Origin of the sequence: Nonomuraea sp. CA-218870, assembly GCF_050936535.1 — a bacterium.
GTDB classification, from domain to species: Bacteria; Actinomycetota; Actinomycetes; order Streptosporangiales; family Streptosporangiaceae; genus Nonomuraea; species Nonomuraea corallina.
In genome coordinates, this window is the sequence record NZ_JBNJMN010000002.1 from 78,737 (window position 1) to 104,822 (window position 26,086).

The 26,086-nt window shown below is 72.1% G+C and carries 29 protein-coding genes; 11 read left to right on the top strand and 18 right to left on the bottom strand.

The genetic code is table 11. The annotated features are described in order from the left end of the window. The first annotated feature begins 13 nt into the window (after nucleotides 1-13). Nucleotides 14-1,123, top strand: coding sequence for an NAD(P)/FAD-dependent oxidoreductase (locus ACQEUU_RS29005; protein WP_433072184.1), 1,110 nt, complete (start codon nucleotides 14-16; stop codon nucleotides 1,121-1,123). A 3-nt stretch (nucleotides 1,124-1,126) separates the two neighbouring features. Here the strand turns inward: ACQEUU_RS29005 and ACQEUU_RS29010 are convergent, their stop codons facing one another. Beyond that, the gene (locus ACQEUU_RS29010) at nucleotides 1,127-2,392 is read right to left on the bottom strand and encodes an MFS transporter (protein ID WP_433074398.1); all 1,266 of its coding nucleotides are present in this window, start codon (nucleotides 2,390-2,392) and stop codon (nucleotides 1,127-1,129) included. A 133-nt stretch (nucleotides 2,393-2,525) separates the two neighbouring features. Here ACQEUU_RS29010 and ACQEUU_RS29015 point away from each other — a divergent pair, with 133 nt between their 5' ends. Further along, nucleotides 2,526-3,818, top strand: a complete 1,293-nt coding sequence (locus ACQEUU_RS29015) for a hypothetical protein (protein WP_433072186.1) — start codon at nucleotides 2,526-2,528, stop codon at nucleotides 3,816-3,818. Between the two features lie 467 nt (nucleotides 3,819-4,285). Here ACQEUU_RS29015 and ACQEUU_RS29020 read toward each other — a convergent pair whose 3' ends face one another. Further along, a complete protein-coding gene (locus ACQEUU_RS29020; RefSeq protein ID WP_433072188.1) occupies nucleotides 4,286-4,486 on the bottom strand; it encodes an EF-hand domain-containing protein in 201 nt (66 codons plus the stop codon). Nucleotides 4,487-4,613: 127 nt separating this feature from the next. Next, nucleotides 4,614-5,483 carry a LysR family transcriptional regulator gene (locus ACQEUU_RS29025; protein WP_433072190.1) on the bottom strand — a complete coding sequence of 290 codons (870 nt, stop codon included), beginning with the start codon at nucleotides 5,481-5,483 and terminating at the stop codon, nucleotides 4,614-4,616. A 62-nt stretch (nucleotides 5,484-5,545) separates the two neighbouring features. On the opposite strand from ACQEUU_RS29025, the gene ACQEUU_RS29030 reads away from it, so the two are divergent. Both ACQEUU_RS29030 and ACQEUU_RS29035 read left to right on the top strand, forming a co-directional pair. Beyond that, nucleotides 5,546-6,526 (top strand): aldo/keto reductase, encoded by a 981-nt coding sequence (locus ACQEUU_RS29030; protein WP_433072192.1) that lies wholly within the window; start codon nucleotides 5,546-5,548, stop codon nucleotides 6,524-6,526. A 50-nt stretch (nucleotides 6,527-6,576) separates the two neighbouring features. After that, nucleotides 6,577-8,235: an alpha-amylase family protein gene (locus ACQEUU_RS29035; RefSeq protein WP_433072194.1), complete on the top strand. Its 1,659-nt coding sequence runs from the start codon at nucleotides 6,577-6,579 to the stop codon at nucleotides 8,233-8,235. 34 nt (nucleotides 8,236-8,269) lie between these two features. Here the strand turns inward: ACQEUU_RS29035 and ACQEUU_RS29040 are convergent, their stop codons facing one another. Then, nucleotides 8,270-8,851 (bottom strand): TetR/AcrR family transcriptional regulator, encoded by a 582-nt coding sequence (locus ACQEUU_RS29040; protein ID WP_433072196.1) that lies wholly within the window; start codon nucleotides 8,849-8,851, stop codon nucleotides 8,270-8,272. A gap of 68 nt (nucleotides 8,852-8,919) precedes the next feature. Here ACQEUU_RS29040 and ACQEUU_RS29045 point away from each other — a divergent pair, with 68 nt between their 5' ends. Together ACQEUU_RS29045 and ACQEUU_RS29050 are read left to right on the top strand one after the other, a co-directional pair. After that, nucleotides 8,920-9,651 (top strand): SDR family NAD(P)-dependent oxidoreductase, encoded by a 732-nt coding sequence (locus tag ACQEUU_RS29045; RefSeq protein WP_433072198.1) that lies wholly within the window; start codon nucleotides 8,920-8,922, stop codon nucleotides 9,649-9,651. A 34-nt stretch (nucleotides 9,652-9,685) separates the two neighbouring features. Beyond that, on the top strand, nucleotides 9,686-11,437 hold the full coding sequence (locus tag ACQEUU_RS29050) for a bifunctional metallophosphatase/5'-nucleotidase (RefSeq protein WP_433072200.1): 1,752 nt from the start codon (nucleotides 9,686-9,688) through the stop codon (nucleotides 11,435-11,437). Nucleotides 11,438-11,441: 4 nt separating this feature from the next. Here the strand turns inward: ACQEUU_RS29050 and ACQEUU_RS29055 are convergent, their stop codons facing one another. From ACQEUU_RS29055 to ACQEUU_RS29070, 4 genes are all read right to left on the bottom strand, one after another. Next, the gene (locus ACQEUU_RS29055) at nucleotides 11,442-12,182 is read right to left on the bottom strand and encodes a cytochrome d ubiquinol oxidase subunit II (protein ID WP_433072202.1); all 741 of its coding nucleotides are present in this window, start codon (nucleotides 12,180-12,182) and stop codon (nucleotides 11,442-11,444) included. Nucleotides 12,183-12,191: 9 nt separating this feature from the next. After that, entirely contained in the window at nucleotides 12,192-13,442 is a 1,251-nt protein-coding gene (locus tag ACQEUU_RS29060) for a cytochrome ubiquinol oxidase subunit I (protein ID WP_433072204.1), read from the bottom strand. Nucleotides 13,443-13,554: 112 nt separating this feature from the next. Then, complete coding sequence (locus ACQEUU_RS29065) at nucleotides 13,555-14,232, bottom strand: response regulator (RefSeq protein ID WP_433072206.1); 678 nt, start codon at nucleotides 14,230-14,232, stop codon at nucleotides 13,555-13,557. Next, entirely contained in the window at nucleotides 14,229-15,407 is a 1,179-nt protein-coding gene (locus ACQEUU_RS29070) for a sensor histidine kinase (protein ID WP_433072208.1), read from the bottom strand. Before ACQEUU_RS29070 ends, ACQEUU_RS29065 begins: the two co-directional genes overlap by 4 nt. 80 nt (nucleotides 15,408-15,487) lie before the next feature. On the opposite strand from ACQEUU_RS29070, the gene ACQEUU_RS29075 reads away from it, so the two are divergent. Then, on the top strand, nucleotides 15,488-15,700 hold the full coding sequence (locus tag ACQEUU_RS29075) for a hypothetical protein (protein ID WP_433072210.1): 213 nt from the start codon (nucleotides 15,488-15,490) through the stop codon (nucleotides 15,698-15,700). Nucleotides 15,701-15,710: 10 nt separating this feature from the next. On the opposite strand, the gene ACQEUU_RS29080 is transcribed toward ACQEUU_RS29075, so the two are convergent. From ACQEUU_RS29080 to ACQEUU_RS29110, 7 genes are all read right to left on the bottom strand, one after another. Beyond that, entirely contained in the window at nucleotides 15,711-16,724 is a 1,014-nt protein-coding gene (locus tag ACQEUU_RS29080) for a fatty acid desaturase family protein (RefSeq protein ID WP_433072212.1), read from the bottom strand. A gap of 110 nt (nucleotides 16,725-16,834) precedes the next feature. Beyond that, nucleotides 16,835-17,047 (bottom strand): hypothetical protein, encoded by a 213-nt coding sequence (locus ACQEUU_RS29085; RefSeq protein ID WP_433072214.1) that lies wholly within the window; start codon nucleotides 17,045-17,047, stop codon nucleotides 16,835-16,837. 112 nt (nucleotides 17,048-17,159) lie between these two features. Continuing rightward, nucleotides 17,160-17,855 (bottom strand): response regulator, encoded by a 696-nt coding sequence (locus tag ACQEUU_RS29090; protein ID WP_433072216.1) that lies wholly within the window; start codon nucleotides 17,853-17,855, stop codon nucleotides 17,160-17,162. Then, nucleotides 17,852-19,006: a sensor histidine kinase gene (locus ACQEUU_RS29095; RefSeq protein WP_433072218.1), complete on the bottom strand. Its 1,155-nt coding sequence runs from the start codon at nucleotides 19,004-19,006 to the stop codon at nucleotides 17,852-17,854. The genes ACQEUU_RS29090 and ACQEUU_RS29095 overlap by 4 nt, the downstream gene beginning before the upstream one ends. Before the next feature lie 67 nt (nucleotides 19,007-19,073). Beyond that, nucleotides 19,074-19,691 carry a hypothetical protein gene (locus ACQEUU_RS29100; RefSeq protein WP_433072220.1) on the bottom strand — a complete coding sequence of 206 codons (618 nt, stop codon included), beginning with the start codon at nucleotides 19,689-19,691 and terminating at the stop codon, nucleotides 19,074-19,076. Between the two features lie 114 nt (nucleotides 19,692-19,805). Continuing rightward, the gene (locus ACQEUU_RS29105; protein WP_433072222.1) at nucleotides 19,806-20,252 is read right to left on the bottom strand and encodes a DUF1905 domain-containing protein; all 447 of its coding nucleotides are present in this window, start codon (nucleotides 20,250-20,252) and stop codon (nucleotides 19,806-19,808) included. Further along, complete coding sequence (locus tag ACQEUU_RS29110; protein ID WP_433072224.1) at nucleotides 20,249-21,043, bottom strand: alpha/beta fold hydrolase; 795 nt, start codon at nucleotides 21,041-21,043, stop codon at nucleotides 20,249-20,251. The genes ACQEUU_RS29105 and ACQEUU_RS29110 overlap by 4 nt, the downstream gene beginning before the upstream one ends. A gap of 144 nt (nucleotides 21,044-21,187) precedes the next feature. Here ACQEUU_RS29110 and ACQEUU_RS29115 point away from each other — a divergent pair, with 144 nt between their 5' ends. Next, on the top strand, nucleotides 21,188-21,664 hold the full coding sequence (locus tag ACQEUU_RS29115; protein ID WP_433072226.1) for a nitroreductase family deazaflavin-dependent oxidoreductase: 477 nt from the start codon (nucleotides 21,188-21,190) through the stop codon (nucleotides 21,662-21,664). Nucleotides 21,665-21,676: 12 nt separating this feature from the next. On the opposite strand, the gene ACQEUU_RS29120 is transcribed toward ACQEUU_RS29115, so the two are convergent. Then, entirely contained in the window at nucleotides 21,677-22,009 is a 333-nt protein-coding gene (locus ACQEUU_RS29120) for a cupin domain-containing protein (protein WP_433072228.1), read from the bottom strand. A 196-nt stretch (nucleotides 22,010-22,205) separates the two neighbouring features. Here ACQEUU_RS29120 and ACQEUU_RS29125 point away from each other — a divergent pair, with 196 nt between their 5' ends. After that, nucleotides 22,206-24,200 carry a sensor histidine kinase gene (locus ACQEUU_RS29125; RefSeq protein WP_433072230.1) on the top strand — a complete coding sequence of 665 codons (1,995 nt, stop codon included), beginning with the start codon at nucleotides 22,206-22,208 and terminating at the stop codon, nucleotides 24,198-24,200. Nucleotides 24,201-24,287: 87 nt separating this feature from the next. Further along, nucleotides 24,288-24,704, top strand: a complete 417-nt coding sequence (locus tag ACQEUU_RS29130) for a MarR family winged helix-turn-helix transcriptional regulator (RefSeq protein WP_433072232.1) — start codon at nucleotides 24,288-24,290, stop codon at nucleotides 24,702-24,704. On the opposite strand, the gene ACQEUU_RS29135 is transcribed toward ACQEUU_RS29130, so the two are convergent. Then, nucleotides 24,631-24,831, bottom strand: coding sequence for a DUF6203 family protein (locus tag ACQEUU_RS29135; protein WP_433072234.1), 201 nt, complete (start codon nucleotides 24,829-24,831; stop codon nucleotides 24,631-24,633). The genes ACQEUU_RS29130 and ACQEUU_RS29135 overlap by 74 nt on opposite strands. A 136-nt stretch (nucleotides 24,832-24,967) precedes the next feature. On the opposite strand from ACQEUU_RS29135, the gene ACQEUU_RS29140 reads away from it, so the two are divergent. After that, the gene (locus ACQEUU_RS29140; RefSeq protein WP_270154078.1) at nucleotides 24,968-25,462 is read left to right on the top strand and encodes a hypothetical protein; all 495 of its coding nucleotides are present in this window, start codon (nucleotides 24,968-24,970) and stop codon (nucleotides 25,460-25,462) included. A 39-nt stretch (nucleotides 25,463-25,501) separates the two neighbouring features. Here ACQEUU_RS29140 and ACQEUU_RS29145 read toward each other — a convergent pair whose 3' ends face one another. Continuing rightward, the gene (locus tag ACQEUU_RS29145) at nucleotides 25,502-26,032 is read right to left on the bottom strand and encodes a hypothetical protein (RefSeq protein WP_433072237.1); all 531 of its coding nucleotides are present in this window, start codon (nucleotides 26,030-26,032) and stop codon (nucleotides 25,502-25,504) included. Between the last annotated feature and the right edge of the window lie 54 nt (nucleotides 26,033-26,086).

Below are 26,086 nucleotides of genomic sequence, written 5' to 3' on the forward strand. Positions count from 1 at the left end.
TCACCGTGGTCCCATGAAATCGGTCATCGTGGTCGGATCGGGTATTTGGGGTTCATCGCTGGCCTTGCGGCTGGCCGAAACCGGGTGGCGGGTGACGCTGGTCGAGCAGCATCAGCCGGGGCACGTCCGGCAGTCCAGCGCTGGAGAGACCCGGCTGATGCGCTGCGCGCACGGCACCGAGGATTGGTACGCGCGCCTGGCCTGGCGCGCGCGGGACGGCTGGCGGCGGCTCGGGGAGCGGGCCGGGGAGGAACTGTACGCCGAGGCCGGGATGCTCTGGTTCGCCCAGGTAGAGGACGGCTGGGAGCACGCCAGCGCCCAGGTCCTGAAAAATCTGGATATTCCGTGTGAGGTGCTCGACCCCGCCGACGGCGCCCGCTTCTTCCCCGACTTCAACCCGGCCGGCCTCAGCCACCTGCTCTGGGAGCCGCACGCCGGCGTCATCAGGGCGCGCCGGGCCACCCAGGTCACCGCCCGGCTGGCCGAGGCGGCCGGCGCCCGGCTCGTCAGGGGCCGCGCGACCCCCGCCGAGGGCGCGGCCGTCGAGGTCGGCGGCGAAGTGCTGGCCGCCGACCGGGTGGTGTGGGCCTGCGGCGCCTGGCTGCCCGAGCTGTTCGACGTGCCGGTGACCGTGACCAAGCAGGACACGCTGCACTTCGCGGTGCCCGCCGCCTGGTCCACCCCCGGCACGCCCGCCTGGGTGGACCACGCCGCCGCCGCGTACGGCCACGGCGACGTGGACGGCGTGGGCATGAAGGCCACCTCCGACGCCGAAGGGCCGGCGTACGACCCCGAGCACGGCGAGCGCACCGTGGACGAGGCCGGCGTTGCGAACGCCCGCTCCTACCTGGTGCGGCGGTTCCCGTCGCTGGCGTCCGTGCCGGTGCTGTTCAGCCAGGTCTGCCAGTACGCGCTCACGCCCGACGCCGAGTGGATCATCACCGAGACCGTGCCGGGCGTGTGGCTGCTCGGCGGCGACTCCGGTCACGGGTTCAAGCACGCCCCGGCGCTGGCGGAGTACATGGCGGGCATCCTCGACGGCGCGTACGGGCCGGAGCCGCGGTTCGGGCCGCACGAGCGGACGCCGTCCCGGGGGCTGCGGACCAGCGGACAGGCCGGGTAGGGCTCAGGTCGAGACGGTTTCGAGGCGGGCCGGGGCGCGCAGGCCGCGCACGCCGGGCGACAGCAGCGCCGCGCAGGTGGACAGCACCACCAGGCCGCCGCACGCCAGCAGCGCGTTGTGCACGCCCATCAGCGCCGCCGCCGGCCCCGCCAGCATGAGCCCGACCGGGCCGAACATCAGCGAGCCGAGCGCGTCGTACGAGCTCACCCGCGACAGCGACTCCGGCGGGATCTCCCGCTGCATGGTCGTCGTCCACAGCACGCCGAACACGTCGAAACAGACGCCCAGCACGAACGCGCCCGCCACCGTCGCCCACAGCGGCGCGCCCGACCCCAGCAGGAAGTACGGCAGCGCGGACGGCAGGCAGAGCAGCGTGCCGACCAGGATGGGCCGGCGCGGCCGGACCCGCATCGACACTATGACGCCCGCGATCGTGCCGATCGCCTCACCCGCCAGGAACGCCGACCACGCCGCCGGGCCGCCCAGGCTCTCCTTGGCCAGCAGCGGCCCGAGCACCCCGTGACCGGCCTGCACGGCCATCACCAGGATCGAGAACTGCGCGACCACGACCCAGATCCACTGCCGGGAGCTGAACTCGCGCCAGCCCTCGCGCAGGTCCTTCAGCACCGAGTTGCGCTTCTGCTCGGCGGCGCCCAGAGGAGCGGCGGCGACCAGAGGGGTGGGCCGGACCAGGGAGATCAGCACTCCCGCGACGGCGAACAGGACGCCGCTCACCACCAGCGCCCAGCCGCCCCCGACGAACACCACGGTGGCGCCGCCGGCCACCGCGCCGGCCATGCGGGCGACGTTCGCGCCCAGGCCGAGCAGCGCGTTGCCGGCCTGCAGCCGGTCGGGCGGCACCACCTCCGGGATGATGCCGGTCAGCGCGGGATAGAGCACCGCGATGGCCACGCCGCTGCAGGCCGCGGCCGAGGCCAGGGCCCACAGCGGGGTCCAGCCGGACAGCAGCATCGCGGCCAGGGCGAAGAAGGCCAGGGCGTTGGCCCACTCGCCGGCCATCATCACCCGCTGCCTCGGGAACCGGTCGGCCAGCACGCCGGCGAAGAGCATGAACAGCACCATCGGCAGCGCCTCAGCGGTCAGCACCACCGACAGCGTCGTGGCGGTCGCGCCGGGCAGGCCGAGGACGCCGAAGGCGAGGGCCACCGGGGCGAACGCGGTGCCCAGCATCGAGAGGGTGCGGGCGGAGAACAGCAGAGCGAATCTGCCGTCCCGGAACAGGCCCAGGTCGCCGAGGATTTCACGCACGCTCAAGTTTGGCCGGTACGAGCCGGCCTTGTCGTCCCTATTTTCACAGGGTCAGCCACAGGCGGTGGAGATCGACCGTTGATCCGGATATTGTGCGACGTGCCAGCCGATCACTCCCCGGAAGTACGGTGCCATGCGACTGCGGCAGCTCTTCGTCATCGGTCTCGCGCTCTCCCTGCTCGGCATCGGCGTCCCGGCGTGGTCCGCGGACGACCCGCGCAGCTGCAACGACCTCATGGCGGCGGACACCCCCGCGTACGTCGTCTGCCGCTGGATGGCCACGCCCGAGGAGGCCGCCGAGATCGCCCGCTTCTGGCTCGACAACGACGGCCAGAACATGCGCGACTCCGGCCCGATGAACCCGATCGTCGTCGACTGCGCCGAGGGCGGCGTCCAGTGCGCCACCGACTCCGAGGGCGACGGCGAGATGCACGACGTGGGCAGCCCCGACGTCGAGGGCGGAGAGGACGGCGGGCAGCCCGAGTGCGCGACCGCCGAGCCGTGCTTCGTCGACCCCGACGAGGTCACCGGCAAGGCGTTCCAGCAGTCCGCCAAGCAGGCCGCCGAGACCCCCGCGGGCCAGGCCGTCAAGACCGCGGCGGCGAGCGGCATGCGCGTCTGGATCGACACCGAGCTGGCCGACGACCACCAGGCCGGCAGGCTCGCCGAGACCGCGAAGAAGATCGCCGCCCTGGCCGCCCAGCCCGGCGTGGCCGGCATCCGGTTCAGCTCAGGCGTCGGCTACGACCAGAAGTTCGCCACCGCCGAGGAGCTCGACGCGTTCATCACGTCCGCCTCCGCCGCGCTGCGCAAGCTCGCCCCCGGCAAGAAGCTCGCCGTGCAGACCGCGGTGCCCGTCTTCGGCTGCGGCGCCGACGAGGAGTGCAAGCGGGCCGTCACCGGGAAGCAGCCGCTGCTCGACCCGGACCGCATCGGCGCCTGGCTGGCCAAGGGCCTGGTCGACCAGCTCTCCCTCGACGGCGGCCACTTCGCCAGGTACGCCCCGTGGCGCATCGACCCCGCCACGGCCCAGCGCAACCAGTGGATCCAGGTCCGCGCCCGGGCCTGGGACGCCTACGCGCAGATCGCCGCCGAGGACACCGGCTTCGCCGCGGCCGGCGGCTCCCGCCTGACCGCCGAGCAGGCCACGCAGGCCATCACCGACCGCATCGCCGCCCCGCTCCAGGACGACGCCGCCGAGACCGTCACGCTGTGGACCCGCTGGCAGGACGCCCAGGGCCGGGTCAGCCGCGTCTCCGGGGAGAAGTGGGCGGCCAACCCCACCTGGGACCAGCTCGGGAAGCTCACGTCCATCCGCCCCCGCCTGGCCACCCTGTACGACCCGGTCACGCCGGAGGTCGACGTGGCCGCGGACCTGAAGCGGCTGTCGGAGATCTTCGGCCAGGTCTACGTCCGCACCGCGTAGTCCTCCACCGGAAGCGCGAACGGCGAGGTCTTCGCAGGATCGGCTCACGCGGGCACACCCACGCGAGGTTCCGAGCTTCCGTATGGCGAACGTCCTCTCGTTCTGGCACGAGCAGCGTCTCTCGCTCGTCGCCACAGAGCTGAACGCCGGGACGGCACGGCCCACCGCGGTCCGAGAGGCCGGTCGCACTGTCAGGTTCACCGGTTGCTCTCGCAGCGGCCGGTTTTCGCCGGCTTCGGCGGTAAGGACAAGAGGATCACGCCGTCGCGGGCGGAGGACCCTGCTGCCCCGTATCGCTATGGCTTGCGTCAACGCGCGTAGTTTGGACAGGTGTTGCGCGTCCGGCACATGCGTGCATCGGGGCGGAGCCGAACGCGGCTGTGATCTCATCGATCAGGACCCGTCCAGCAGCATGTGGCGGTTGCTTGAGAGTTTGGGGATCTCGGCCCATCTCGCCCGCGGCGAGGCTACGGCTTCAGGAAGGCGCCGAACTCGTGCAGGTCGATGAGGCCGTCGCCGTCCTGGTCGAGGCGGCGCACGCCCGCCTCGGCCGCCTCCATGGTCACCGGCTGGCCGAGGACCTCCATCAGGCGGACCAGCTCCTCGGCCGAGATGCGGCCGTCCTTGTCCGTGTCGATGAGGTCGAAGGTGATCGCGTGGTCGCTCATGATGGGCATCCCTCCGAGTGTCCGTTCGGTCAGACCTTAGTGGTGATTTGTCCTATGAGGTTGAGGAACGCCGTTAACCGGTGGCTCCGGGAAGGCGCTCGTGGGCGTCTACCTCATGGAAGATCGGTCAAACATGATCGGCCATCGCGTCCAGGAAGGCGGCCACCCACGGCCTGGTGTCACCGTCGCGCCAGGCGATCGCCAGCTCGGACGGCGGGAGATCCGGGACCGGGCGGTGGACGAGACCGGGGCGCTGATAGAGCTCCGCGTTGCCTTCGGCGACCAGGACGACTCCCAGGCCGCCCGCGACCGCTTCGAAGACCTCTTCGGGGCTGCTCGCCGTGCAGCCGATCGCGGGGACGGTGTCGCGCGCGTGCAGGGCCAGCCAGAAGTCCCGGAGCCGGCCGGCGGCGGGGGGCAGGGCGATGAAGGGCTCGTCGCGCAACGCGGCGAAGGGGATCTCGTCCTGTCCGGCGAGGCGGTGGTCGGCGGGGAGCACGACGTGGACGCGTTCGGTGACCAGGACCCGGGTGGCGAGGCCGGGCGGGGCGGGTAGCCAGAGGAAGGCGACGTCGGAGCCGGCGTCCGACAGGCCGGCGCTCGGGTCGTCCCAGCCGACCAGGCGCAGCGAGACCTCCCAGCCGGGCATGGCGGCACGGAAGCGGCGCAGCGCCTCCCGCTGGAGACCCCGGCCGACGGCGGTCTGCATGCCGACGACGAGGGTGCCGGCGGATGCCGCGGCGCGCACGGTCTCGTAGCCGGCGTCCCACCGGGTCAGCAGCTCCCTGGCCACGGGCAGCAGCGCCGCGCCCTGCCGGGTCAGCGCGACGCCGCCGGGGACCCGGTCGAACAGGACGCAGCCGAGCCGCCGTTCCAGGGACCGGAGCTGCTTGGAGAGCGCCGGTTGCGAGACGAACAGGCGCTCGGCGGCGCGCGTCACGCTCAGCTCCTCGGCGATGGCCGCGAAGTAGCGCAGGTCCCTGAGATGGACGTCCATAACCAACGGTTATAGCAAAGGGTCTTGGACCAATCCCGCGGGCCGGCGGCACGATCGGATCCATGAAGAGGCGTGCGATCGGCGGGCTGGATCTCCCGGCCATCGGGTACGGGGCCATGGTGCTGTCGCCGGGTGTCTACGGCGACATCGACGACGAGCGGGGCGCCTCGGCGCTGCGGGCGGCGCTGGACGCGGGAGCCGTCCACGTCGACACGAGCGACGCCTACGGCGTTGACGGACACAACGAACGCCTGGTCGGGCGGGTGATCGAGGGACGCGGGGACGAGGTGGTGGTGGCCACCAAGTTCGGGCTGGCGGTTCCCGAGGGCGAGCCGGCCAGGGCGCATCCGGTCGGGCTGGCGTTCCGGGAGCTGCGGGTGAACGCCGAGCCGCGGCTGGTGCGCCCGTACGCCGAGCGGAGCCTGCGCAACCTCGGCGTGGACGCCATCGACCTCTACTACCTGCACTACGTGGACCCCGGTGTGCCCGTCGAGGAGACGGTGGGTGCGATGGGCGAGCTGGTGAAGGACGGTCTCGTCCGGCATCTGGGAGTGTCCAACGTGACGGCGGAGCAGCTGCGCAGGGCACACGCGGCGTACCCGGTGACGGCGGTGCAGACCGAGTGGTCGTTGTGGCGGCCGGTCGACCCCGCCCTGTTGCGGGCCGCGCGCGAGCTGGGCGTGGGGGTGGTGGCGTGGAGTCCGCTGGGGGCGGGATTCCTGACCGGGACGGTCGGCGAGCTCGGCGAGGGCGACTTCCGGCGCCACGCACCCCGGTTCGCGCCGGAGAACCTGGCGGCCAACAACGATCGCTACGCCCCGATCAGGGCGCTCGCCGACCAGCTCGGGCTCACGCCCGCCCAGCTCGCGCTGGCCTGGCTGCTGCACCAGGACGAGCACGTCGTCGCGATTCCCGGCAGCCGCTCGCCGGCGCACATCGCGGAGAACGCCGACGCCGCCGGCATCACCCTGCATCCCGACACGCTCGCGAGGCTCGACGAGGCGCTGGCCCGCTTCGAGGTGATGGGCGGGACCATCCTCTAGAACGCTCGTTTGGCCCGTTCTTTGCCGCGATTTGGGGGTAGCCCGGCCCCATGCGTATGACGTACACGAGCGACCTGTGGTGGAAGAACGCCGTCGTCTACTGCCTCGACGTGGAGACCTTCAAGGACGGCAACGGAGACGGGATCGGCGACTTCCGTGGCCTCTCCCAGGAGGTCGACTATCTGGCCGACCTCGGGATCACCTGCCTGTGGCTGATGCCGTTCTATCCCACGGCCAACCAGGACGACGGCTACGACGTCACCGACTTCTACGGGGTGGACCCGAGGCTGGGCACGCTGGGCGACTTCGTGGAGTTCATGCGCACCGCGCACGACCGGGGCATCCGGGTCATCGCGGACCTGGTGCTCAACCACACCTCCGACCGGCACCCGTGGTTCCAGGAGGCGCGCCGGGGCAAGGACTCGCCGATGCGCGACTGGTACGTCTGGAAGGACGAGCCGGAGCCGGAGCCGGAGTCGGTGGTCTTCCCCGACCAGGAGGACAGCGTCTGGGAGTACGACGAGCCCTCCGGCCAGTACTACCTGCACAGCTTCTACAAGCATCAGCCGGATCTGAACGTGGGGAACCCGGCCGTGCGCGACGAGCTTTCGCGCATCCTCGGGTTCTGGATGGAGCTGGGGCTGTCGGGGTTCCGGGTGGACGCGGTGCCGTTCCTGATCGAGAACATCTCGCCGGAGCTGGGCGAGCCGCACGAGTTCCTGGCGGGCATGCGGGCCTTCCTGACCCGGCGCAGGGGCAACTCGGTGCTGCTGGGCGAGGTCAACCTGCCGTACAAGGAGCTGCTCGCCTACTTCGGCGACGGGCTGGGCGACGAGCTCACCATGTGCTTCGACTTCATGGCCATGCAGAAGACCTGGCTGGCGCTGGCCCGCGAGGAGGCCGCCCCGCTCGCGGCGGCGCTGCGGGAGCGGCCGCAGGCGCCCAAGGACGCCCAGTGGGCGATGTTCCTGCGCAACCACGACGAGCTGACGCTGGACAAGCTCTCCGACGAGGAGCGTCAGGAGGTGTTCCGGGCGTTCGGGCCGGAGGAGCACATGCAGATCTACGGCCGCGGGCTGCGCCGGCGGCTGCCGGCCATGTTCGACGGCGACCTGCGCCGGATGAAGCTGGCCTACAGCCTGATGTTCTCGCTGCCGGGCACGCCGGTGCTCTACTACGGCGAGGAGATCGGCATGGGCGAGAACCTGGAGGTCGAGGGCCGCATGGCCGTCCGCACCCCCATGCAGTGGTCACCCGACGGCGGCTTCGGCTCGGCCGAGCCGGTGCGCCCGATGCCGGAGGGGAAGTTCGGGCCCGAGCACGTCAACGTGATCGACCAGAAGCGCGACAACGGGTCGCTGCTGCGCTGGATCCAGCTGCTCGTCGAGCGCTACCGCGAGTGCCCCGAGCTGGCCTGGGGCGAGTACGAGGTGCTGGACGGCGGGCATCCGGCCGTGCACGCGCACCGCAGCGGCACCGACGGCGCGACGGTCGTGGCCGTGCACAACCTGAGTGGGGAGACGGTGGAGGCCGAGCTCGACCTCGACGGGCTCGGCGGCTGCCAGCTGACCGACCTGCTGGTGGACGGCACGGTCGAGGTGCCGGACTCCGGCCGGATGCGGATGGAGCTGGGCCCGTACGGCACGCGCTGGATGCGGGCGTCGGACAAGGGGACCTCTCCCGCGGACGCGTCGGCCAAGGCCGGCTGAGCGGCCGGCTGAACGGCCGGCTGAACGGGCGGCGTCAGGGCCAGGCGCGCATCGCCAGGGCCGCGGTGAGCTCCAGCTCGTCGCGGCCCGTGCCGTCGCGCGCCTGGGTGGACATGCCCTGGATGACCGCCGCGTAGTAGGTGGCCAGCGCCGTCGCGTCGGTGGACGGCGGGAGCAGCCCGGCCGCCACGTCACGTTCGATGCGCTCCCTGATCGCCGCCTTGGCCGACTCGCGCGCCAGCCGCAGCAGCTCCTCGACCTCTGAGGACTCCGGCCCGCAGTTCACCGCCGCCGAGATGATCATGCAGCCGTGCGGGTGGCCGGGGTCGGTGTACTCGCCGGCGGCCTCGCGCAGGATGCGCTCGACGGCCTGCCTGGCCGTCGGCTCCTCGGCGAGCGCCCGCGCGGTGAACGCGCCGTAGGTCTCCTGATAGCGCCGCAGCGCCTCCTCGAACAGCCGCCGCTTGTCGCCGAAGGCCGCGTACAGGCTGGGTGGCCTGATGTCCATCACCGCTGTCAGCTCGGCGACCGAGGTCACCTCGTAGCCGTGGCGCCAGAACGTGCGCAGCGCCCGGTCGAGTGCTTCCTCGCGGTCGAAGGCTCGTCGTCTCCCCATGCGGACCATTCTATAGTGAATGCTATGCTATTTTTCTGTAGCGACCACTAAAGAAAGGGGTTCGGCAAGTGAAGACCGCTCTGGTGACAGGCGCGAGCAGGGGGATCGGCCGCGCGACGGCGCTGCGGCTGGCCCGCGACGGCTTCCGCGTCGGCGTCCACTACGGGGTGAACGGGGCCGCGGCCGAGGAGGTCGTCCGGCTGATCGAGGCGGACGGCGGCAGCGCGTTCACGCTCCGCGCCGACCTGGGAGAGCCCGAGGAGGTCGAGTCGCTGGCCGGGCAGGTCCGGCAGGCGGCCGACCGGCTCGACGTGCTGGTCAACAACGCGGGCATCGGCACGTCCGTGCCCATGGAGCAGGAGACGGTGGAGGCGTTCGACCGGGTCTTCGCCGTGAACGTGCGCGGCCTGTTCTTCCTCACCAAGCTCCTGCTGCCGCTCATCCCCGACGGCGGCCGCATCGTCAACGTCACCTCGGGCGTGGCGCACATCGCCTTCCCCCAGATGATCGCGTACTCCATGACCAAGGGCGCGGTGCGGACGTTCACGCTCGCGCTGGCCAAGGAGGTCGGTCCGCGCGGGATCACGGTCAACGACGTCGCCCCCGGCATCATCGACACCGACGTGAACGCGGGCTGGCTGCGCACCCCCGAAGGGGAGGCGTACGCCAAGAGCGTGCACGCGGTCAACCGGATCGGCCACGTGGACGAGATCGCCGAGGTCATCGCCTTCGCCGCCTCGCCAGGGGCGAGCTTCGTGACCGGCCGCACCCTCGACGCCACCGGCGGGGCCAACCTCTAGCCAGGTGATCGGAGGGCGGTTAGCGTCCGGTCACATGGACACCAGAAAGCTCGCCGCAGGGATGGCGGCCGCGCTCGTGGCCGCCTCCCTGGCCGCACCCCCCGCGCACGCCGCGGGGGGCAAGCCGGTCACCGTCACCGTGATGGGCACCTCCGACATCCACAGCAACGCGCTCAACTGGGACTACTACCGGGACGCGCCCTTCACCGACAGGGACGGCAACCACGTCGGCCTGGCCAAGGTGTCCACCCTGGTGAACCAGGTGCGCGCGCAGCGGGGGGCCGGGCGCACCTTACTGTTCGACTCGGGTGACACCATCCAGGGCACGCCGCTGGCCTACTACTACGCCAAGATCGAGCCGATCACCACGACCGGCGAGACCCACCCGATGGCCAGGGCCATGAACGCCATCGGGTACGACGCCGTCACCCTGGGCAACCACGAGTTCAACTACGGGCTGCCGCTGCTGGCCACCTGGATCAAGCAGATGAAGGCCCCGGTGCTCGCGGCCAACGCGGTCGACGCCAGGACGGGACGGCCCGCGTACCGGCCGTACGTCATCAAGACCATGAAGGTCAAGGGCGACAAGCCGATCCGGGTCGGCGTGCTCGGGCTGACCAACCCCGGCGTCGCCATCTGGGACAAGGCCCACGTCGAGGGCAGGCTGCGTTTCACCGACCTGGTCGAGTCCGCGAAGAGGTGGGTGCCGGAGATCAGGGGTGCGGGCGCCGACGTGGTCGTGGTCACCGCGCACGCCGGCGACAACGGCATGTCGTCCTACGGCGGCGACCTGCCCGTGGAGAACGCCTCCGCCCTGGTCGCCGAGCAGGTGCCCGGCATCGACGCGGTGCTGTTCGGGCACGCGCACACCGACGTGCCGGAGCGGTTCGTCACCAACAAGGTCACCGGCGAGCAGGTGCTGCTCAGCGAGCCCGGCAAGTGGGGCCAGCGGCTCAGCGTGCTCGACTTCGAGCTCGTCAAGCACCGGGGGAAGTGGAAGGTCACCGGCAGGTCCGCGACGACGCTCAACACCAACGCCGTCGCCGAGGACCCCCGGATCGTCCGCCTGATGAAGCCGCAGCACGACGCCACCGTCGGCTACGTCAACACCGTCGTCGCCCGGTCGGCCCAGCAGCTCTCCGCCGCCGAGTCCCCGTACCAGGACACCCCGATCCTCGACTACATCCAGCACGTGCAGGTGGAGACGGTCAAGCAGGCGCTGCCGGGCAACACGCTGCCCGTCGTGTCGATCGCGGCGCCGTTCAGCCGCACCGCCGTCTTCCCCGCGGGCGACATCCGGGTGCGGGACGTGGCAGGGCTGTACGTGTACGACAACACGCTGCTGGCCGTCAAGATGACCGGCGCCCAGCTCAAGGAGTACCTGGAGTACTCGGCCAAGTACTTCAACCAGCTCGCCCCCGGAGCCCCGGTGGACGTGGGCGCTCTAACCAACGCCGGCGGCACCCCCGACTACAACTACGACCAGCTCTCCGGCGTCACCTACGACATCGACATCGCCCAGCCGATGGGCCGGCGCATCGTCGACCTGTCGTACGGGGGCGTGCCGGTCGCCGGCGACCAGGAGTTCGTGGTGGCCGTCAACAACTACCGGCAGTCGGGCGGCGGCGGGTTCCCGCACGTCACCTCCGCCGAGGTGCTCTACAACGCTCAGGTGGAGATCCGCCAGGCGCTGATCGAGTACGCCACCGCCCAGGGCACCATCGACCCGTCAGGGTTCGCGGTGCGGAACTGGCGGCTCACCCGCGACGGCGTCCCGGTGTTCTGAACGATCACAGGTAGGAGGGGCCGGTGACGCGGTGCCGGAACGTCCACCACACCCAGGCCTGGGCCGCCACCATCAGCGGCATCATGGCCAGGACGGCCGGCGCCAGCGCCGCCCCCGACGTGCCGGGCTCCAGCGGGAGCCGGAGCCCGGCCAGCACGCCCACGGTGATCAGCGCCGCGGCCGTCAGCGCGTAGGTGCGCGCCTCGCCGGCGCCGCCCGACAGCACCGCCGCGCGCCGGCGCAGCTCGCCGTGGAGCCGGAGGGCGGCGAACGCCAGCCCGTGCGCGCCGAACAGCGCGGCCGCCGCCGCAACGGGCAGCAGCGCCACCGGCCCGGTCAGGCCGAGCAGCACGTGGCCGAGCAGCCCGCCGAGGCTCAGCGCCAGCCCCCAGCTGCCGGCCGTGATCGCGCCGTCCCACCAGCCCTGCCAGCGCCGGTCCGTCAGCCGGCCGCGCAGCCACAGGCCCGTGTCCCGCGTCACCCAGGACAGCAGCAGCACCACCACCAGCGGGTAGTTGCCGGCCAGCAGCTCGGCCTCCAGCATCGGGAAGAAGCCGGCCAGCACGCCCCCGGTGACCACCAGCCACACCTCGTTGCCCAGGAAGAACGGCGCGATCGCGGCGATCACCTCGCGCCGCTCGTCCGGCGTGCGGCCCAGGTACGGCAGGACCATGCCGACGCCGATGTCGGCCCCGGCCAGCGCCAGATAGCCGAGCGCGAAGAAAGCCAGAATGAAGATCTCCATGGTCACTCCTCAGAAGACGGGGACGGGTTCGGGCTTCTCGGCGGGCCGCGCGCCCAGGGCCACGGCGGCGGGGCCGCGCCGCGCGGTCCTGGCCAGCAGCCAGGAGTTGACCGCGACCAGGACGGCGAAGACCGCGGTGAAGGCGATCAGCGAGAACCGCATCATCCCGTCGGACACCGGCGACAGCGCGTCCCGCGTCGTCAGCAGCCCGTACACCGCCCACGGCTGCCGCCCGACCTCGCGGAAGACCCACCCGGCGATCATCGCCCCGAACGGCAGCGGGATCGCCGCGACCAGCAGCACGTGCCAGGCCCGGAAGCCGTGCACCACCGGCCGGAAGAGCATGAGCAGGGCGTTCAGCCCTGACAGGAAGAACATGAGCGCGAACAGGATCAGCATCACCAGCGCCCCGCCCTGCACCCACTCGATGGGAGGCAGGTAGTCGCCCGGCCCGTGCAGGGCCGTCATCTCCGCCTGGACCTCGGCGGCCAGGTCGGCGTCGCGCGTCCAGGCGGCGAGCTTGCCCGGCTGCAGCGTCTCGAAGCCGATTCCGCCGAACGTGGCCGTGACCAGCGTGGCGGGCAGCGCCACCCCGGCGCCGATCCGCAGCGACTTACGGAAGAAGGCCTGGTCAGGGGTACGCCGGAGCAGATGGTAGGCGCTCACCCCGGCCATGAAGAAGCCGCCGGCCATCATCGCCGCGCCCAGGACGTGCCCGAGCGCCACCGTCGCCGAGGGGTTGGCCATCATGGCGCCGAAGTCGGTGACGTGCAGCGCGTGGCCGTCGAGCCGGTAGCCGACCGGGTTCTGCAGGAAGCCGTTGGACACCATGATCCAGAATGCCGAGGCGTACGCGGTGAGGGCGACGATCCAGATCAGCGCCAGGTGCGCCCACCGGTTCAGCTTGTCCCAGCCGAAGATCCACAGGCCGAGGAACGTCGACTCGATGAAGAAGGCGACCATCGTCTCCAGGGCGAGCGCGGAGCCGAACGCGTTCCCCGCGAACTCGGCCAGCCCGCTCCACGCCATGCCGAGCTGGAACTCCATGACGAGTCCGGTGACGATGCCCATCGCGTAGTTGATGACGTAGAGCTGGCCCCAGAACCTGGTCATGCCCAGATGGACCGGGCTGTGGCCGATCGTGGCCCGGGTCTGGATGACGGCCACCAGCGTGACCAGGCCGAGTGTCAGCGCGACGAAGAGGAAGTGCGCGCCCGCGGTGAGGGCGAACTGCAGGCGCGCGAGGTCGACGGTGTCCATGCGGCCAGGGTCGGCTCACGGTCACGGCCCGCGCGTCAGCCGGCGGCGGTCACCCTTCGTACGACCGGGGGGTCATCCGAAACCGGGATGTACTCCCCGGGTGGTAGGGCGCTCAGCGCTGACCGTCGGAGAGCCAGCCGGGCGTGATGACCCCGGCCTCGTAGGCGGTCACGACGAGCTGGGCGCGGTCGCGCGCCCGCAGCTTGGTCATGATCCGGCTGACGTGGGTCTTGGCCGTGGCGGGGCTGAGCACCAGCCTGGCCGCGATCTCGTCGTTGGACAGCCCGCCCGCGACCAGTGTCAGCACCTCGCGCTCCCGCTCGGTGAGCGCGTTGAGCTCAGGGGCGGGGTCGGGCCGCTTGACCCGGCCGGCGAACTCGGAGATCAGCCGCCGGGTGATGGACGGCGCGATGAGCGCGTCGCCCCTGGCCACCACGCGCACGGCGTGGATCAGCTCGGCCGGCTCGGTGTCCTTGACCAGGAACCCGCCCGCGCCGGCGCGCAGCGCGCCGTAGACGTAGTCGTCGAGGTCGAACGTGGTCAGGATGATCACCTTGACCGCGTCGAGCCGCGGGTCGCCGGCGATCCGCCGGGTGGCCTCCAGGCCGTCGAGGCCGGGCATCCGGATGTCCATGAGCACCACGTCCGGCCGCAGCTCGCGGGCCAGGGTCACGGCCGCGGCGCCGTCGCCCGCCTCGCCCACCACGTCGAGGTCGTCCTCGTCGCTGAGGATGGACCGGAACCCGGCCCGTACCAGGGTCTGGTCGTCGGCCAGCAGCACGCGGATCATCGGGCTCCGTCCAACGGTAAGGAGGCGTTCAGGGGTAGGGAGGCGTTCAGGGGTAGGGAGGCGTTCAGCGGTAGAGAGGCGAGGACGCGGAAGCCGCCCGCGGGGCGGGGGCCGGCCTCCAGGCTGCCGCCCAGCGCGGCGGCGCGCTCGCGCATGCCGCGCAGGCCGAAGCCGCTGCCCTCGGTGTACGTGGCTCCCGGGCCGTCGTCATCCACCCTGATCATGATATGTCCGTCATGGGCGGAGACGGCGAGGGTGGCCTCGCCGCCGCCGGAATGGCGGGCGACGTTCGTCAGCGCCTCGCGGATGATGCGGGTCGCGGCCAGGTCGACCTCGACGGGCACCCGGTCGAGCGGGCCGGACAGCTCGGTGCGGACCGTCAGCCCGGACGCCTCGACCAGCGATTCCAGCCGCGACAGGCTGTCGGCGGGCGCGGTCGGCGCGTCCTCGTCGACCTGGCGCAGCACGCCCAGCGTGGTGCGCAGCTCGCGCAGCGTCTCCTTGCTCGTGTCCTTGATCGTGCGCAGCGCCCGCTCGGCGTCGTCGGGCCGCTTCTTCAGGCCGTGGAGCGCCGCCGCCGCCTGCACGTTGATCAGGGAGATGTTGTGACCGAGCACGTCGTGCAGCTCCCTGGCGATGCGCAGCCGCTCCTCGCCCGCCCGCCGTCTGGCCTCCTCCTCCTTGCCGTGCTCGGCCTCGCGCACCCGGCGCTCGGCCTCCTGGAGGTAGGCGCGGCGGTTGCGGGTCACGCTGCCCGCCGCGATCGCGGCCGCCACCCAGCCCGCGATCATGATCATCGCGTCGTCGTCCACGTGGCGCACCGTGCCGGTCTCGCCCAGCCCCATGGCCAGCAGCGCGAGCGAGCCGACGGCGGCGGCGGCGATGAGATGGCCGCGCTCGGCCGCGGTGTAGAGGACCACGAGCGGCAGGAAGATGATCGGCCCGTCGAGCGAGGACAAGGGGAAGTAGGTCATGGTCGCGGCGACCGCGACGACCAGCGCCACGACGGGGTAGCGCTCCCGGACGAGCATGCCGGCCAGCGCGACGGCGGGCAGCACCACGTCGATCGGCCCGGGATGCCGGTCGGCGCGGATCACCCAGGCGGCGGCGACCGCCAGCACCGTCACCGTCACGACGGCGAGCGACACGATCGTGCTCGTGGGCAGCTTGCGCATGCCGCCATTCTCCCGTCCGCGCAGCGTACGGGCCATACACCTGAGGTCGTAAGCCGAGCGAAGGCGGGTACAGCCCCGGGATGAGCATCGAAGACGAACTGCGGCAGCTCGACGAGGACATCGCGCGGCTGAAGCAGGAGAACCGCGAGCAGCGCGAGCAGATCGGCGAGATGGGGGCGACCGACCAGACGGAGATCGCCGCCCTGATCAACCAGGCCGACGAGCAGGCCGGGCTCATCTCCGAGCTGGAGGAGCGCCGTGAGAGCCTGCGTCGCCGGCTGGGCGGCGGATGAGCGCGCGGGGTCAGCGAAGCGCCGCCCCGACCTCGTGCAGGTGCCGCAGCGCCTGCCCGTACGAGCTGATCAGCCCGGTCTCCAGGTAGCTGACGCCGATCTCCTCGCAGTACCGCCGCACGATCGGCTGCGCCTTGCGCAGGTTGGGCGCCGGCATGTTCGGGAACAGGTGGTGCTCGATCTGGTAGTTGAGCTGGCCGAGCGCGATGTCGGTGACGAGGCCGCCCCTGACGTTGCGCGAGGTGAGCACCTGCTTGCGCAGGAAGTCGAGCTTGTCCGCGGCGGTCAGGACCGGCATGCCCTTGTGGTTGGGCGCGAACGAGCAGCCCAGGTAGACGCCGAAGATCCCCTGGTGGACGATCAGGAACAGCACGGCCTTGCCGAACGGCAGCACGGCGAAGACCGCGCCGAAGTACAGCGCGAAGTGCGTCAGCAGCAGCACCGCCTCCGTGCGGCGGTGCCGCGAGCCCGGCTTGAGCAGCGCCTTGACACTGGCCACGTGCAGGTGCCAGGCCTCCAGCGTGAGCAGCGGGAAGAACCAGAACGCCTGCCGCTTGGCGATGAACCGGGGCAGGCCGCGGCTGTTGGCCACCTGGTCCTCCGACCAGACGATCACCGCGGGGGAGACGTCCGGGTCGTGGTCCTCGTGGTTGGGGTTGGCGTGGTGCTTGTTGTGCTTGGTGTTCCACCAGCCCCAGCCGAGGCCGATGCCCAGGTTGCCGACGAGCAGCCCGACGATGTCGCTGGTCCGGCGGGACCTGAACACCTGACGGTGGCCGAGGTCGTGCGCGAGGAAGCCGACCTGGGTGAAGACCACGGCGAGGACGGCGGCGACCAGCAGCTGCAGCCACGAGTCGCCCACCCACGCGAACAGCGCCCAGCCGCCGACGTAGGCTGCCGCGACGAGGGCGCCGCGGACGGCGTAGTAGACAGGACGCCGGTCGAGCAGACCGGCCTCAGTGATCTTGTGAGCGAGTCTGGCGAAGTCGCTGCCCCGAGGCGCCAGTCTGACGGGATCGGCCACAGGTCTCCTCGATGTCGAGTTGGACGGACACCCACAGCCTGACGTATCGGTCGTCCTCGTGAGAAGATCCCTCGTCCTGGGCGAGTCCGGCGGGGGCCCCGCCCTCGGTCTCAGCCGGTGGACAGCCGGTCGAACAGCGCCAGCGCCGCCGCCCTGACCTCCTCGGGCGCGAGCCCGTCCAGCGTCTCCCTGGCCTGCGCCATGTCGCGGGTCGTCGCCAGGGTGATCGCCACGGACGACGCCGCCGCCCGGTCGACCGAGCCGGCGGGCGCGGCGTCGGCCAGCTCCTGGGCGTTCGCGGCGAGGTCGAGGTTGTCTCTCAACGGGCCTCCTCAGTTCGGTGGTCGGCCCATTGGACCACTTGACGACGCCCCGTTTCCATCGCACGGTGAACTACGCCCCGAACGGGTCGCGACGAGGGGTCGTGGGCGCCCGTCACGCGCCGGGGGTGGTCAGCCCCGACTCGTAGGCGGCGATCACGGCCTGTACGCGGTCGCGCAGGCCGAGCTTGGCCAGCAGGTTGCTGACGTGGGTCTTCACCGTGTGCTCGCTGACCACCATGGCCTCGGCGATCTCCGCGTTCGACAGGCCGCGGGCGATCAGCAGCAGCGTCTCCCGCTCCCTGGCCGTCAGCGCGTCCACCGCCGCGCCGGCGCCCCGTTTGGCGGGCCGGGACGTGAACGCGCGGATCAGCCGGGTCGTCACCGACGGGGCCAGCAGCGACTCGCCGGCCGCCACCACCCGCACCGCGTTCACCAGGTCGTCGCGGCGCACGTCCTTCAGCAGGAACCCGCTGGCCCCGGCGCGCAGCGCGTCGTACACGTAGTCGTCCAGGTCGAACGTGGTCAGCATGAGCACCCGGCACCCGGTCTCCGCCCCCACGATCCCGGCGGCCTCGATGCCGTCCATCACGGGCATGCGGATGTCGAGCAGCAGCACGTCCGGCCGGTGCTCCCGGACGGCGGCCACGGCCGCGAGCCCGTCACCCGCCTCGGCCACGACGTCGATGTCCGGCTGCGCGTCCAGGATCATCGCGAACCCGCTGCGCACCAGCTCCTGGTCGTCGGCCACCACCACCCGGATCGGGGCGTCCGCCCCGGCGGCGGCCGGGTCCCGCGCGGGGCCGGTCATGAGAGCGGGAGCCGGGCGGAGACGCGGAAGCCGGGCGCGTCCTGGCGGGGGCCGGCGGTGGCCGTGCCGCCGCAGGCCGCGGCGCGTTCCCTGATGCCGATGAGCCCGTGGCCGCCCGAGGGCAGGGCGCGCCCGCCGCCGCGGCCGTCGTCCATGACGTCGATCATGAGGCTGTCGTCCTCCCAGGTGAGCCGGACGCCCGCGTGGGTGGCGCCGGCGTGCTTGACGATGTTGGTGAGAGCCTCCTGCACGATCCGGTACGCGGCCACCGCGCAGCCGGCCGGCACCGGCCTGGGCTCGCCCGTCACCGCGAACGTCACCTCCGGGCCCGCGGCCGAGACCTGCGCGGCCAGCCCGGGGAGGTCGTCGATCGTGGGCTGGGGCGCGCGCGGCGCCTTCTGCTCCTTGAGCACGCCGAGCATGCGCCGGATCTGCTCCATCGCGTCGCGCCCGGCCCCGGCGATCGCGTCGAACGCCGCCTCCGCCCGCGCCGGGTCCTTTCTGACGGCCACCGGCCCCGCCTCGGCCTGCACCACCATGAGGCTGACCGCATGGGCGAGGATGTCGTGCATGTCGCGGGCGATCCTGGCGCGCTCGCGTTCGGCGGCGCGTTCGGCCTCCAGCTCGCGCTCCCTCTCCAGCCTGGCCGCCCGCTCCTCCAGCGCCGCCGCGTGCGCGCGGGAGCCGGCCGCCGCCCTGCCCGTCGCGTACGCGGCCACCAGCAGCATGCTGCTGCGCAGCGCGGTGTCGGCCGAGCCCGGCAGGAAGAACATCCCGGCCGCGGTGCAGCCGAGCAGCAGCATCCTGGTCCGGCGCGGCGACAGGGCGGCCACGGTGTAGTAGCCGACCAGGGTGCCGTACCAGACGGGCTGCTCGGCGACGTGGTCGGCCAGGTCGTACGAGAGGCTGACGACCAGCGACACCATCAGCGTGGTCAGCGGTGCCCTGCGGCGCCAGACCAGGGGCACCGAGGCGGTGACCGCGACCGCGTACCCCCACCAGTCCCACGGCAGGCCGTCCGCCTGCCGGGTGGTCAGCAGCGGCCAGAGCTGCGCGCCGGTGATCAGCAGGGCGAGCGCGCCGTCGACCAGCAGCGGCGGCAGCGCTCGCGCGCGCCGCCGCAGGACGGTCACAAGGGGCGGCTCGGGCACGGCTCCCCATCCTCCAGCGCCGTACGGTGAATGCTCCGGTGCTCTCACCGTACGGGCGACGGACCGATCAGACATGTGCCGGGACGGGCCGGTTCCTGGCCCGCAGGGCCAGCGGCAGGAACGCGATCACCGCGAGGGCGGAGCCCACCGGGATGAGGTCGAGCGAGACCAGCGGGAGCAGGACCTGGGCCAGGACGAGCGGCGGCATCCAGAACCGGACCCGCCGGCGGGCGGCGAGCTGGACCGCGAAGGCGACCAGGGCGGCGTAGAACAGGATCGGCCCGGCCTGGTAGAGCAGCAGCGGCACCCCCGGCACCGCCTGTACCCGGTCGAACAGCGGCCCCATGGCCTCGTGACCGGCGGCCAGGAAGCCCACCACCACGTCGACCGCGAACTGGGCGAACGCGCAGGCGATCCCCGCGAGACCGGCGGCGTAGGTGACAGTGGCCGCCCGGCCGCGCCCGAGCAGCTCCCGCATGTCCCGCAACATCACCGCGAACAGCACCAGGGCCGCCATGAACGCCAGGTGCCCCAGGGTCCAGGCCGCTCCGGGCCCCATGTCGCCGTCGAGCCCGTCGAGGATCCTGAGCACCCCGTAGGTCAGGGCGAGCGTCGGCGCGGCCACGTACGAGAAGGCCGCGAGGGTGGTGGGAGGCGGGACGGCAGGGTCAGGCCGGACGGACATGGCGGCTCCTTCGAAGCGATTCGGGGTTGCCTACCAATCCTGAGATTTCCGGCCTTCCGGCGGATCGCCGCCACGGGCGATCCTCGGGCTCACTCTCAAGAGTGAGGAGCCGCCTCAGGCCTTGCCCGCGGCGAGGTCGGCCACCGCGGCGGCGACGCGCCGCTGTCTGGTCTCGGCCTTCTTCGCGCCCTCGACCAGCAGCACGACCCGCCGCTGCCGGGAGTAGGACAGGCCGTCGAAGAACGCCCGCGCCTCCGGAGCCCGGCCGAGCGCCTCGGCCAGGTCGGCCGGCACGGTGACCGTGCGCGGCTCGGTGTCGAGCTCCAGGCCGACCTCGATCTCGTCGCCGGCGGCCACGCCCGCGGCCGCGCGGTTCTCGGCGGAGAGCGCCACCAGGTAGCGGCCGCCCATCGGCGCCACCGTGCTGCGGTAGACGTATCCGTTGACGGTGACCCGGACGGGCGGCCGTCTGCCCGAGCCGAGTTCGGCCACCACCTCTGGCGGCACCTCGAACCCGGTGGCGGTCTTGCGCTCCAGCTCGACGGTGGTACGGAAGATCATCGGAAGAACCCCTTCAGGACGGGCGCGAGGGCGGCGGGCTTGACGATGTGGGTCTGCCCTTCGAGCGTGCGGTGCTCGGCGCTCGGCAGCACCCTGGCCAGATCCCGGGTGCCGTTGCGGATCCAGGCGGGGCTCTTGCCTCCGTCGACGACCAGGGCCGGCATCTTGACGCCGTCCCACCGGCCCTCGGGGAGCGGCTCGCCGTGCTCGAACTCGGTCACGAACGCCAGGTCGTAGGGCAGGGTGAGGGCCACCGCCTTCATGCCGGACCAGCCGGGCATGAGGGACATCATGGCGACCAGGGGGGCGGGCAGGTGGACGCCCCGGCGCATGAAGTAGCGGATCGCCGCGCCGGGCTTGCCCTGGGCGAGCAGGGTCTCGATGCGGGTGGCGTAGTCGGCGGGGATGGGCGGGCGGGTGCCGTCGACCACGAACGGCGGCTCGAACACGGCGATCTTGCTGACCGGCAGGCCGCTCGCGGCGGCGGCCAGGGCCAGCGCCGCGCCGGACGAGATCCCGTACAGGAAGACCGGTCCGCCGATCATCTCGATGAGGGCCTCGATGTCCTCGATCTCACGCTCAGGGGCGAACGGCGCGGTGTCGCCGCTCTCGCCGCGCCCGCGGCGGTCGTAGGTGTAGACGGTGTAGTCGCCGGCCAGCTCCTCGGCGAGCCCGGTGTTGGGGCCCGAGGCGCGGTGGCACATCGCGCCGTCGACCAGCAGCAGCGCGGGGCCGGTGCCGACGCGGGTGTAGGCGATGGCGGTGCCGTCGCGGGATGTCACTGTGGTCATGTCCGCCTCCTTGATCAGTAATAGGAGTCTGTCACCGACAAATAAAATTGTCAAGGGTGGCGAGGGCCGGTCGTGAGGCGGTCTGACCCGTCCGGCAGGCTGGGGATGACGGCCGTTCGGCCGGATGCGGCAGGAGGAGTCACCATGGAGATCATCGCCACCCCTGAGAGGCCGTCCGGCCTCCGGCGGGCCCTGTTCAGGCTGCCGATCCACCTCTACCGTCTGCGGCTGGGGTGGCTGATGGGCGGCCGGTTCATGCTGGTCACCCACACCGGGCGGGTGTCCGGCCGGCCCCGCCGGGTCGTCCTGGAGATCGTCAACCATGACGCGGCCGATGGCACCCGCGTCGCCGCCGCCGGGTTCGGCCGCCGCTCCGACTGGTACCGCAACGTGCTGAAGACACCGGAGGTGACGGTGCAGGTCGGCAACCGGGCGGTGCCGATGGTCGCCCGGCCGATGGATCCGGAGGAGGGCGCCGAGCTCATGGCCGGGTACGCGCTGCGCAACCCCGGCCTGGCCAAGCGGATGTCGAAGGCCATGGGCTTCCTGGTCGACGGCTCCGGGTCCGACTACCGGGAAGTGGGGAGAAGTCTGCCGTTCGTCCGGTTCGCCCCGCGCTGAGGGGTCCGGACGTCAGCGGGTCGTCGCGACGGTGAGCAGGCAGCCGGAGTCCTCCAGCGCCTCCAGGCTGTGACGGGCCTGCGGGATGATCAGATGGTCTCCCGCCACGCCGTCCCAGTGGTCATCGCCGCTGCGCAGCCGGACCCGTCCGTGCAGGACCAGCAGCGTGGCCTCGCCGGGGTTCTCGTGCTCGGAGAGCGACCGCCCCGCCTTGAGCGCGATGAGCGTCTGCCGCAGCACGTGCTCGTGACCGCCGTACAGGGTCTCGGCGCTGCGGCCCGTCGAGGCGTCGCCGGCGCGCCTGAGATGCTCGCGTACGAGTGCGTCCAGGGATGTCTTCTGCATGATCCCGAGTCTGGCATCCGGGATGACCGGGGATCACCGCCAGGGGTCAGGGGTAACGGCACGGCCACAAAGGGCGATTCATCACCTTAAAGGGGTCATAATCCTGTCCAGTGTCCGGCGGGGGCCGGAACGGGAGGCGGGACGGGAGGGCCGGGTCACGGTGTTCGCCGGGAAGGCCACATGGACGGGCCCGCGCGTGGCGGCCCTCGTCATGGCGGTCGCCGCGCCGCTCCTCGAAACGGCCGCGATCGTGCAGTGGGCGGGGCTTCCTCCGGAGTGGACGCCTCCGGCCACCCTGACTCCGCAGTCGGCCGTGGCGTTCACCTTCCCCGCCGTCGGCGCGTACCTCATCGCGCACCGGCCCCGGCTGAACATGGCCTGGATGATGTCCGTCGGCGGGCTCGCGGCGGGACTCAGCGACTTCTTCAACTCGCTCCTGTTCAGGGTCGCCGCCGACGGCGACCTGATGCTGGCCGGCCACCTGCGCCAGACCTCCGCCGTCTTCTGGGCGGTGTGCGGGATCACGCTGACCGCGCTGCTGCCGCTGTACTCGCCCGACGGGCGGCTGCCGTCGCCGCGCTGGCGACTGGTGCTCGCGCTGAGCGCGCTCTCGCTCGGCGCCGAGACGGTGCGCAACATCACCCGCCCGACCCCGTCCGCGATCGGCTACCTCTATCCCGAGGTCCTCCCCAACCCGCTGGAGATCCCGGCCCTGGCCCCGTACCAGGACGTCATCACGACGGCCGCCTGGACCGGCATCTACCTCTCGCTGGCGCTCTCCGCGCTCTCCCTGGTACTGCGGCTGCGGCGGGCCGACCCGGTGGGCAGGCGGCAGATCGCCTGGCCGCTGTTCGCGTTCGGCGGGTACATCGTCTTCCTGCTCGCCGGGGAGGTGCTGCCGGGCCTGCGCTGGCTCGCGGTGCTGTGGTCCGCGCTCATCCCCATCGCGGTGGCCTTCGCGGTCATGCGCTACCGGCTGTACGGGATCGACACCGTCATCAGCCGCGCCTTCGTCGCCGCAGGGCTGATCGGAATGGTCAGCGCCGTCTACTTCGGCGTCGGCGCCGTGGCCAGCCTGGGCGTCTCCGGTTACGACCAGGTCGCCGGCCTGGCGTCGGCCCTGTTCGCCGGGGCGTTCTTCCAGCCGCTGCGGCGCATGCTGCAGCGGACCGTCGACCGCATGCTCTACGGGAAGGTCGGCGACCCCGCGCTGCTGGCCGGCCGGCTCACCCAGGCGATCCGGCGCGGCGACCCCGCCGAGGCGCTGACCTCGGTCGTCGGCGTGCTGCGTGACGGGCTGGCGGTCGAGGGCGTGGCCGTGGAGGTGGCCGACGGAGAGCCCCGGTACGTGGAGAACGGCCGGATCGGCGACCGGCCGCGCGAGGTGCCGCTGGTCTGGCACGGCGAGCAGGTCGGCCGGCTGCTCGTGGGCGCCCCCGGCCCGCGCCGCTTCCCGGCGGCGCACGACGAGCGGGTGCTCGCCACCCTCGCCCCGTACGCCGCCGACGTCGCGCACGCCGTGCGCATGGCCGCTGACCTGCAACGGTCCAGGGAACGCATCCTGACGACCCGGGAGGAGGAACGGCGGCGGCTGCGCCGTGACCTGCACGACGGGCTGGGGCAGAGCCTGGCCGGCATGGCCATGCTCATCAACATCGCCCGCAGCCGGCTGAAGGAGGCCCCGGACTCGGCCGACGCGCTGCTGCGCGAGCTGCGCACCGGGATGGACGCCGTCGCAGGCGACATCCGCGAGCTGGTGTACGGGCTGCGCCCGCCGGCCCTCGACGAGCTGGGCCTGGCACGGGCCGTGCGCGAACTGGCCGACCAGGCGTCACCGGAGGTCGCGGTCGAGGTCACGGTCGAGGGCGAGCTGTCGGAGCTCCCCGCGGCCGTGGAGGTCGCCGTCTACCGCATCGTCCAGGAGGCGCTGACCAACGTGCGGCGGCACGCGCGGGCCGGGAAGGCCCACATCCACCTGCAGCGGGAGAGCGAGGTGCTGCGGGTGACCATCGCCGACGACGGCCGCGGCCTGCCGGAGGGCCGCCGATCCGGTGTCGGGCTGAGCTCGATGCGCGAGCGCGCGGCCGAGCTGGGCGGCATCTGCGTGATCAGCGGCCCTCCCGGTGAGGGCACCCGGGTCGAGGTCATGCTCCCCCTCCTGCCGCAGCCGGAGCCGGCCTCGCGTCCCTGAGGGGTGGCGAGGGGGAAGACCCCTCGAACGCTCATGGAGCACACGCATGCATGTACAAGTAAGCTGATGTCAACCCGAGGAGCGCCGATGACCGACGACACCCACCTGTGGGACCAGTTGCTCACCCTGCACGCCCACGTGGAGAGCCGCCTGACCCAGGCACTCCAGCGCGGGCACGGCCTGGGGCTGTCGGAGTTCCGCGCCCTCGGCCACCTCGCCGCCGCCCCCGACGGCGAGCTGCGCATGCAGGAACTCGCCGGCAGGCTCGGACTCAACCAGAGCTCCGTCACCCGCCTGGTCGGCCGCCTGGACAGCGCCGGACTCGCCTACCGCGACCTGTGCCCCGACGACAGGCGCGGCGTCTACGCCGTGCTGAAGGACGACGGCCGCGACCGGCTCGAAGCCGCCCGCGGCACGTACGAGCAGGTGCTCACCACCGCCCTCGACGAGGCCGCCGGGCAGCACCCCGGCCTGCGCGGCCTGCTCGGGGCGCTACGCGCCTGAAGCCGCTCCGCTCCTGCTCCCGCTGCTTGCGCCGCCGCCCCACGAACCAGCCGATCCCGAGCGCGACGAGCCCCAGCGGGGTACGGGCGAGCCACCGTGCCAGCACAACCTTGAAGAATCCTTTCATGGTCTTTGCCTCTGCCCTGGGAGGGCCGGACCACACCGCCGCTCGAAACCGTCCCGTTTCATGAAGGCCATCAACGGTACCAACCGTTCAGCGGACTGAAACCGGAGTGTCAGCGGGGCTGCCTAGGATCCGCGGCATGAGCGGAACCATCGGGACGGCGCACTTCGTTCATGTGGACCTCCACGTCCACTACCGGCAGGCCTACCTGGTCGACGACGAGGCCACCGGGCCCCACGGCCTGCCGGAGGACCACCCGGCCCATCCGGTGGGCATCATCAGGGTCGAGGAGGGCGCCGCCTTCCTGATCACCGGGGCCGACACCGGGACGGTCGGGTTCACGGTGGCGGTGGCCGACCGCGACCCGGGGCCCGAGGAGGAGTTCGAGGACATCGTGGAGGTGGGGTTCCGCTCGGTGGGCGGCCGGGTGGCGCTGCACGAATGGGGCGGGCCGGCCTACGAGCTCCCGCCCCTGCCCGCCGGGCCGGGGTGGTACCGCCTCCGCTACCACGCCAGGGGGATGGACGGGCCGGTAGACGACTACCTGCTGCAGATCTGGCCGGCCGAGTCGGGCGAGCCGCGGGTCCTCAAGAGCAGCAGCGCCACGCTGCGCTACTGGATGCACCCAAGCTGATCCGCTCCGGCCCCCGCCGCCCGCCTCCCGGCGGGCGGGTCACAGCCAGCTCGCCCGGATGCTGTCGCCGCCCTCGGGCGGGGCGGTGCCGAGCCGGCCCGCGCGGACGTCGGCCAGCGCGCCCTCCACGCAGGAGATGATCTCGTGGGCGCGCTCGCGCAGCGCGACCGCGTCCTGCGGGTACGTCTCGTCCACGTTCGCCTGCTTGAGCACGCCGTCCAGGTCCGACAGCCGCTCGGCCAGCCAGCCGAGGGGGTCGGCCGACAGGTCCCTGGCGAACACCCGGGGGCCGGGGTTCCAGTCGGTGAAGACCGGGTGGTGGTGGGTCCTGTCGAAGCTGCCGGGCCGCCCGTCGACGGATTCCAGCAGGTCCACCCGCCAGATCGGCCGGCCCAGGCTGATGGGGCGGGCCGCGTAGACTGTGCCCTGCGGCTCGCCCTGGTCGAGCATCCGCAGTTCGAGCCGGACGCCGTGCTCGGGCCCCTCCTGGCCCTTGTTCGGTTGCGGGTCGACGAAGTACAGGTCGCTGACGGCCACACCGATCCGCTCGAAGCCGAAGACGTACAGCACAGGATGCCCCTCTCTGTTGGTCCCTCTCCGGAGTATGAGCACGGCTCGCCCAGG

Bases quoted from the DNA above. Each gene is read 5' to 3' on its own strand.
- ACQEUU_RS29030 (WP_433072192.1), top strand. From the start codon at position 5,546: ATGAAGAGGCGTGCGATCGGCGGGCTGGATCTCCCGGCCATCGGGTAC.
- ACQEUU_RS29135 (WP_433072234.1), bottom strand. From the start codon at position 24,831: ATGAAAGGATTCTTCAAGGTTGTGCTGGCACGGTGGCTCGCCCGTACC.
- ACQEUU_RS29100 (WP_433072220.1), bottom strand. From the start codon at position 19,691: ATGTCCGTCCGGCCTGACCCTGCCGTCCCGCCTCCCACCACCCTCGCG.
- ACQEUU_RS29065 (WP_433072206.1), bottom strand. From the start codon at position 14,232: ATGATCCGCGTGCTGCTGGCCGACGACCAGACCCTGGTACGGGCCGGG.
- ACQEUU_RS29075 (WP_433072210.1), top strand. From the start codon at position 15,488: ATGAGCATCGAAGACGAACTGCGGCAGCTCGACGAGGACATCGCGCGG.
- ACQEUU_RS29055 (WP_433072202.1), bottom strand. From the start codon at position 12,182: ATGGAGATCTTCATTCTGGCTTTCTTCGCGCTCGGCTATCTGGCGCTG.
- ACQEUU_RS29110 (WP_433072224.1), bottom strand. From the start codon at position 21,043: ATGACCACAGTGACATCCCGCGACGGCACCGCCATCGCCTACACCCGC.
- ACQEUU_RS29020 (WP_433072188.1), bottom strand. From the start codon at position 4,486: ATGAGCGACCACGCGATCACCTTCGACCTCATCGACACGGACAAGGAC.
- ACQEUU_RS29090 (WP_433072216.1), bottom strand. From the start codon at position 17,855: ATGACCGGCCCCGCGCGGGACCCGGCCGCCGCCGGGGCGGACGCCCCG.
- ACQEUU_RS29025 (WP_433072190.1), bottom strand. From the start codon at position 5,483: ATGGACGTCCATCTCAGGGACCTGCGCTACTTCGCGGCCATCGCCGAG.
- ACQEUU_RS29130 (WP_433072232.1), top strand. From the start codon at position 24,288: ATGACCGACGACACCCACCTGTGGGACCAGTTGCTCACCCTGCACGCC.
- ACQEUU_RS29040 (WP_433072196.1), bottom strand. From the start codon at position 8,851: ATGGGGAGACGACGAGCCTTCGACCGCGAGGAAGCACTCGACCGGGCG.
- ACQEUU_RS29015 (WP_433072186.1), top strand. From the start codon at position 2,526: ATGCGACTGCGGCAGCTCTTCGTCATCGGTCTCGCGCTCTCCCTGCTC.
- ACQEUU_RS29105 (WP_433072222.1), bottom strand. From the start codon at position 20,252: ATGATCTTCCGTACCACCGTCGAGCTGGAGCGCAAGACCGCCACCGGG.
- ACQEUU_RS29070 (WP_433072208.1), bottom strand. From the start codon at position 15,407: ATGCGCAAGCTGCCCACGAGCACGATCGTGTCGCTCGCCGTCGTGACG.
- ACQEUU_RS29005 (WP_433072184.1), top strand. From the start codon at position 14: ATGAAATCGGTCATCGTGGTCGGATCGGGTATTTGGGGTTCATCGCTG.
- ACQEUU_RS29120 (WP_433072228.1), bottom strand. From the start codon at position 22,009: ATGCAGAAGACATCCCTGGACGCACTCGTACGCGAGCATCTCAGGCGC.
- ACQEUU_RS29115 (WP_433072226.1), top strand. From the start codon at position 21,188: ATGGAGATCATCGCCACCCCTGAGAGGCCGTCCGGCCTCCGGCGGGCC.
- ACQEUU_RS29060 (WP_433072204.1), bottom strand. From the start codon at position 13,442: ATGGACACCGTCGACCTCGCGCGCCTGCAGTTCGCCCTCACCGCGGGC.
- ACQEUU_RS29050 (WP_433072200.1), top strand. From the start codon at position 9,686: ATGGACACCAGAAAGCTCGCCGCAGGGATGGCGGCCGCGCTCGTGGCC.
- ACQEUU_RS29035 (WP_433072194.1), top strand. From the start codon at position 6,577: ATGCGTATGACGTACACGAGCGACCTGTGGTGGAAGAACGCCGTCGTC.
- ACQEUU_RS29140 (WP_270154078.1), top strand. From the start codon at position 24,968: ATGAGCGGAACCATCGGGACGGCGCACTTCGTTCATGTGGACCTCCAC.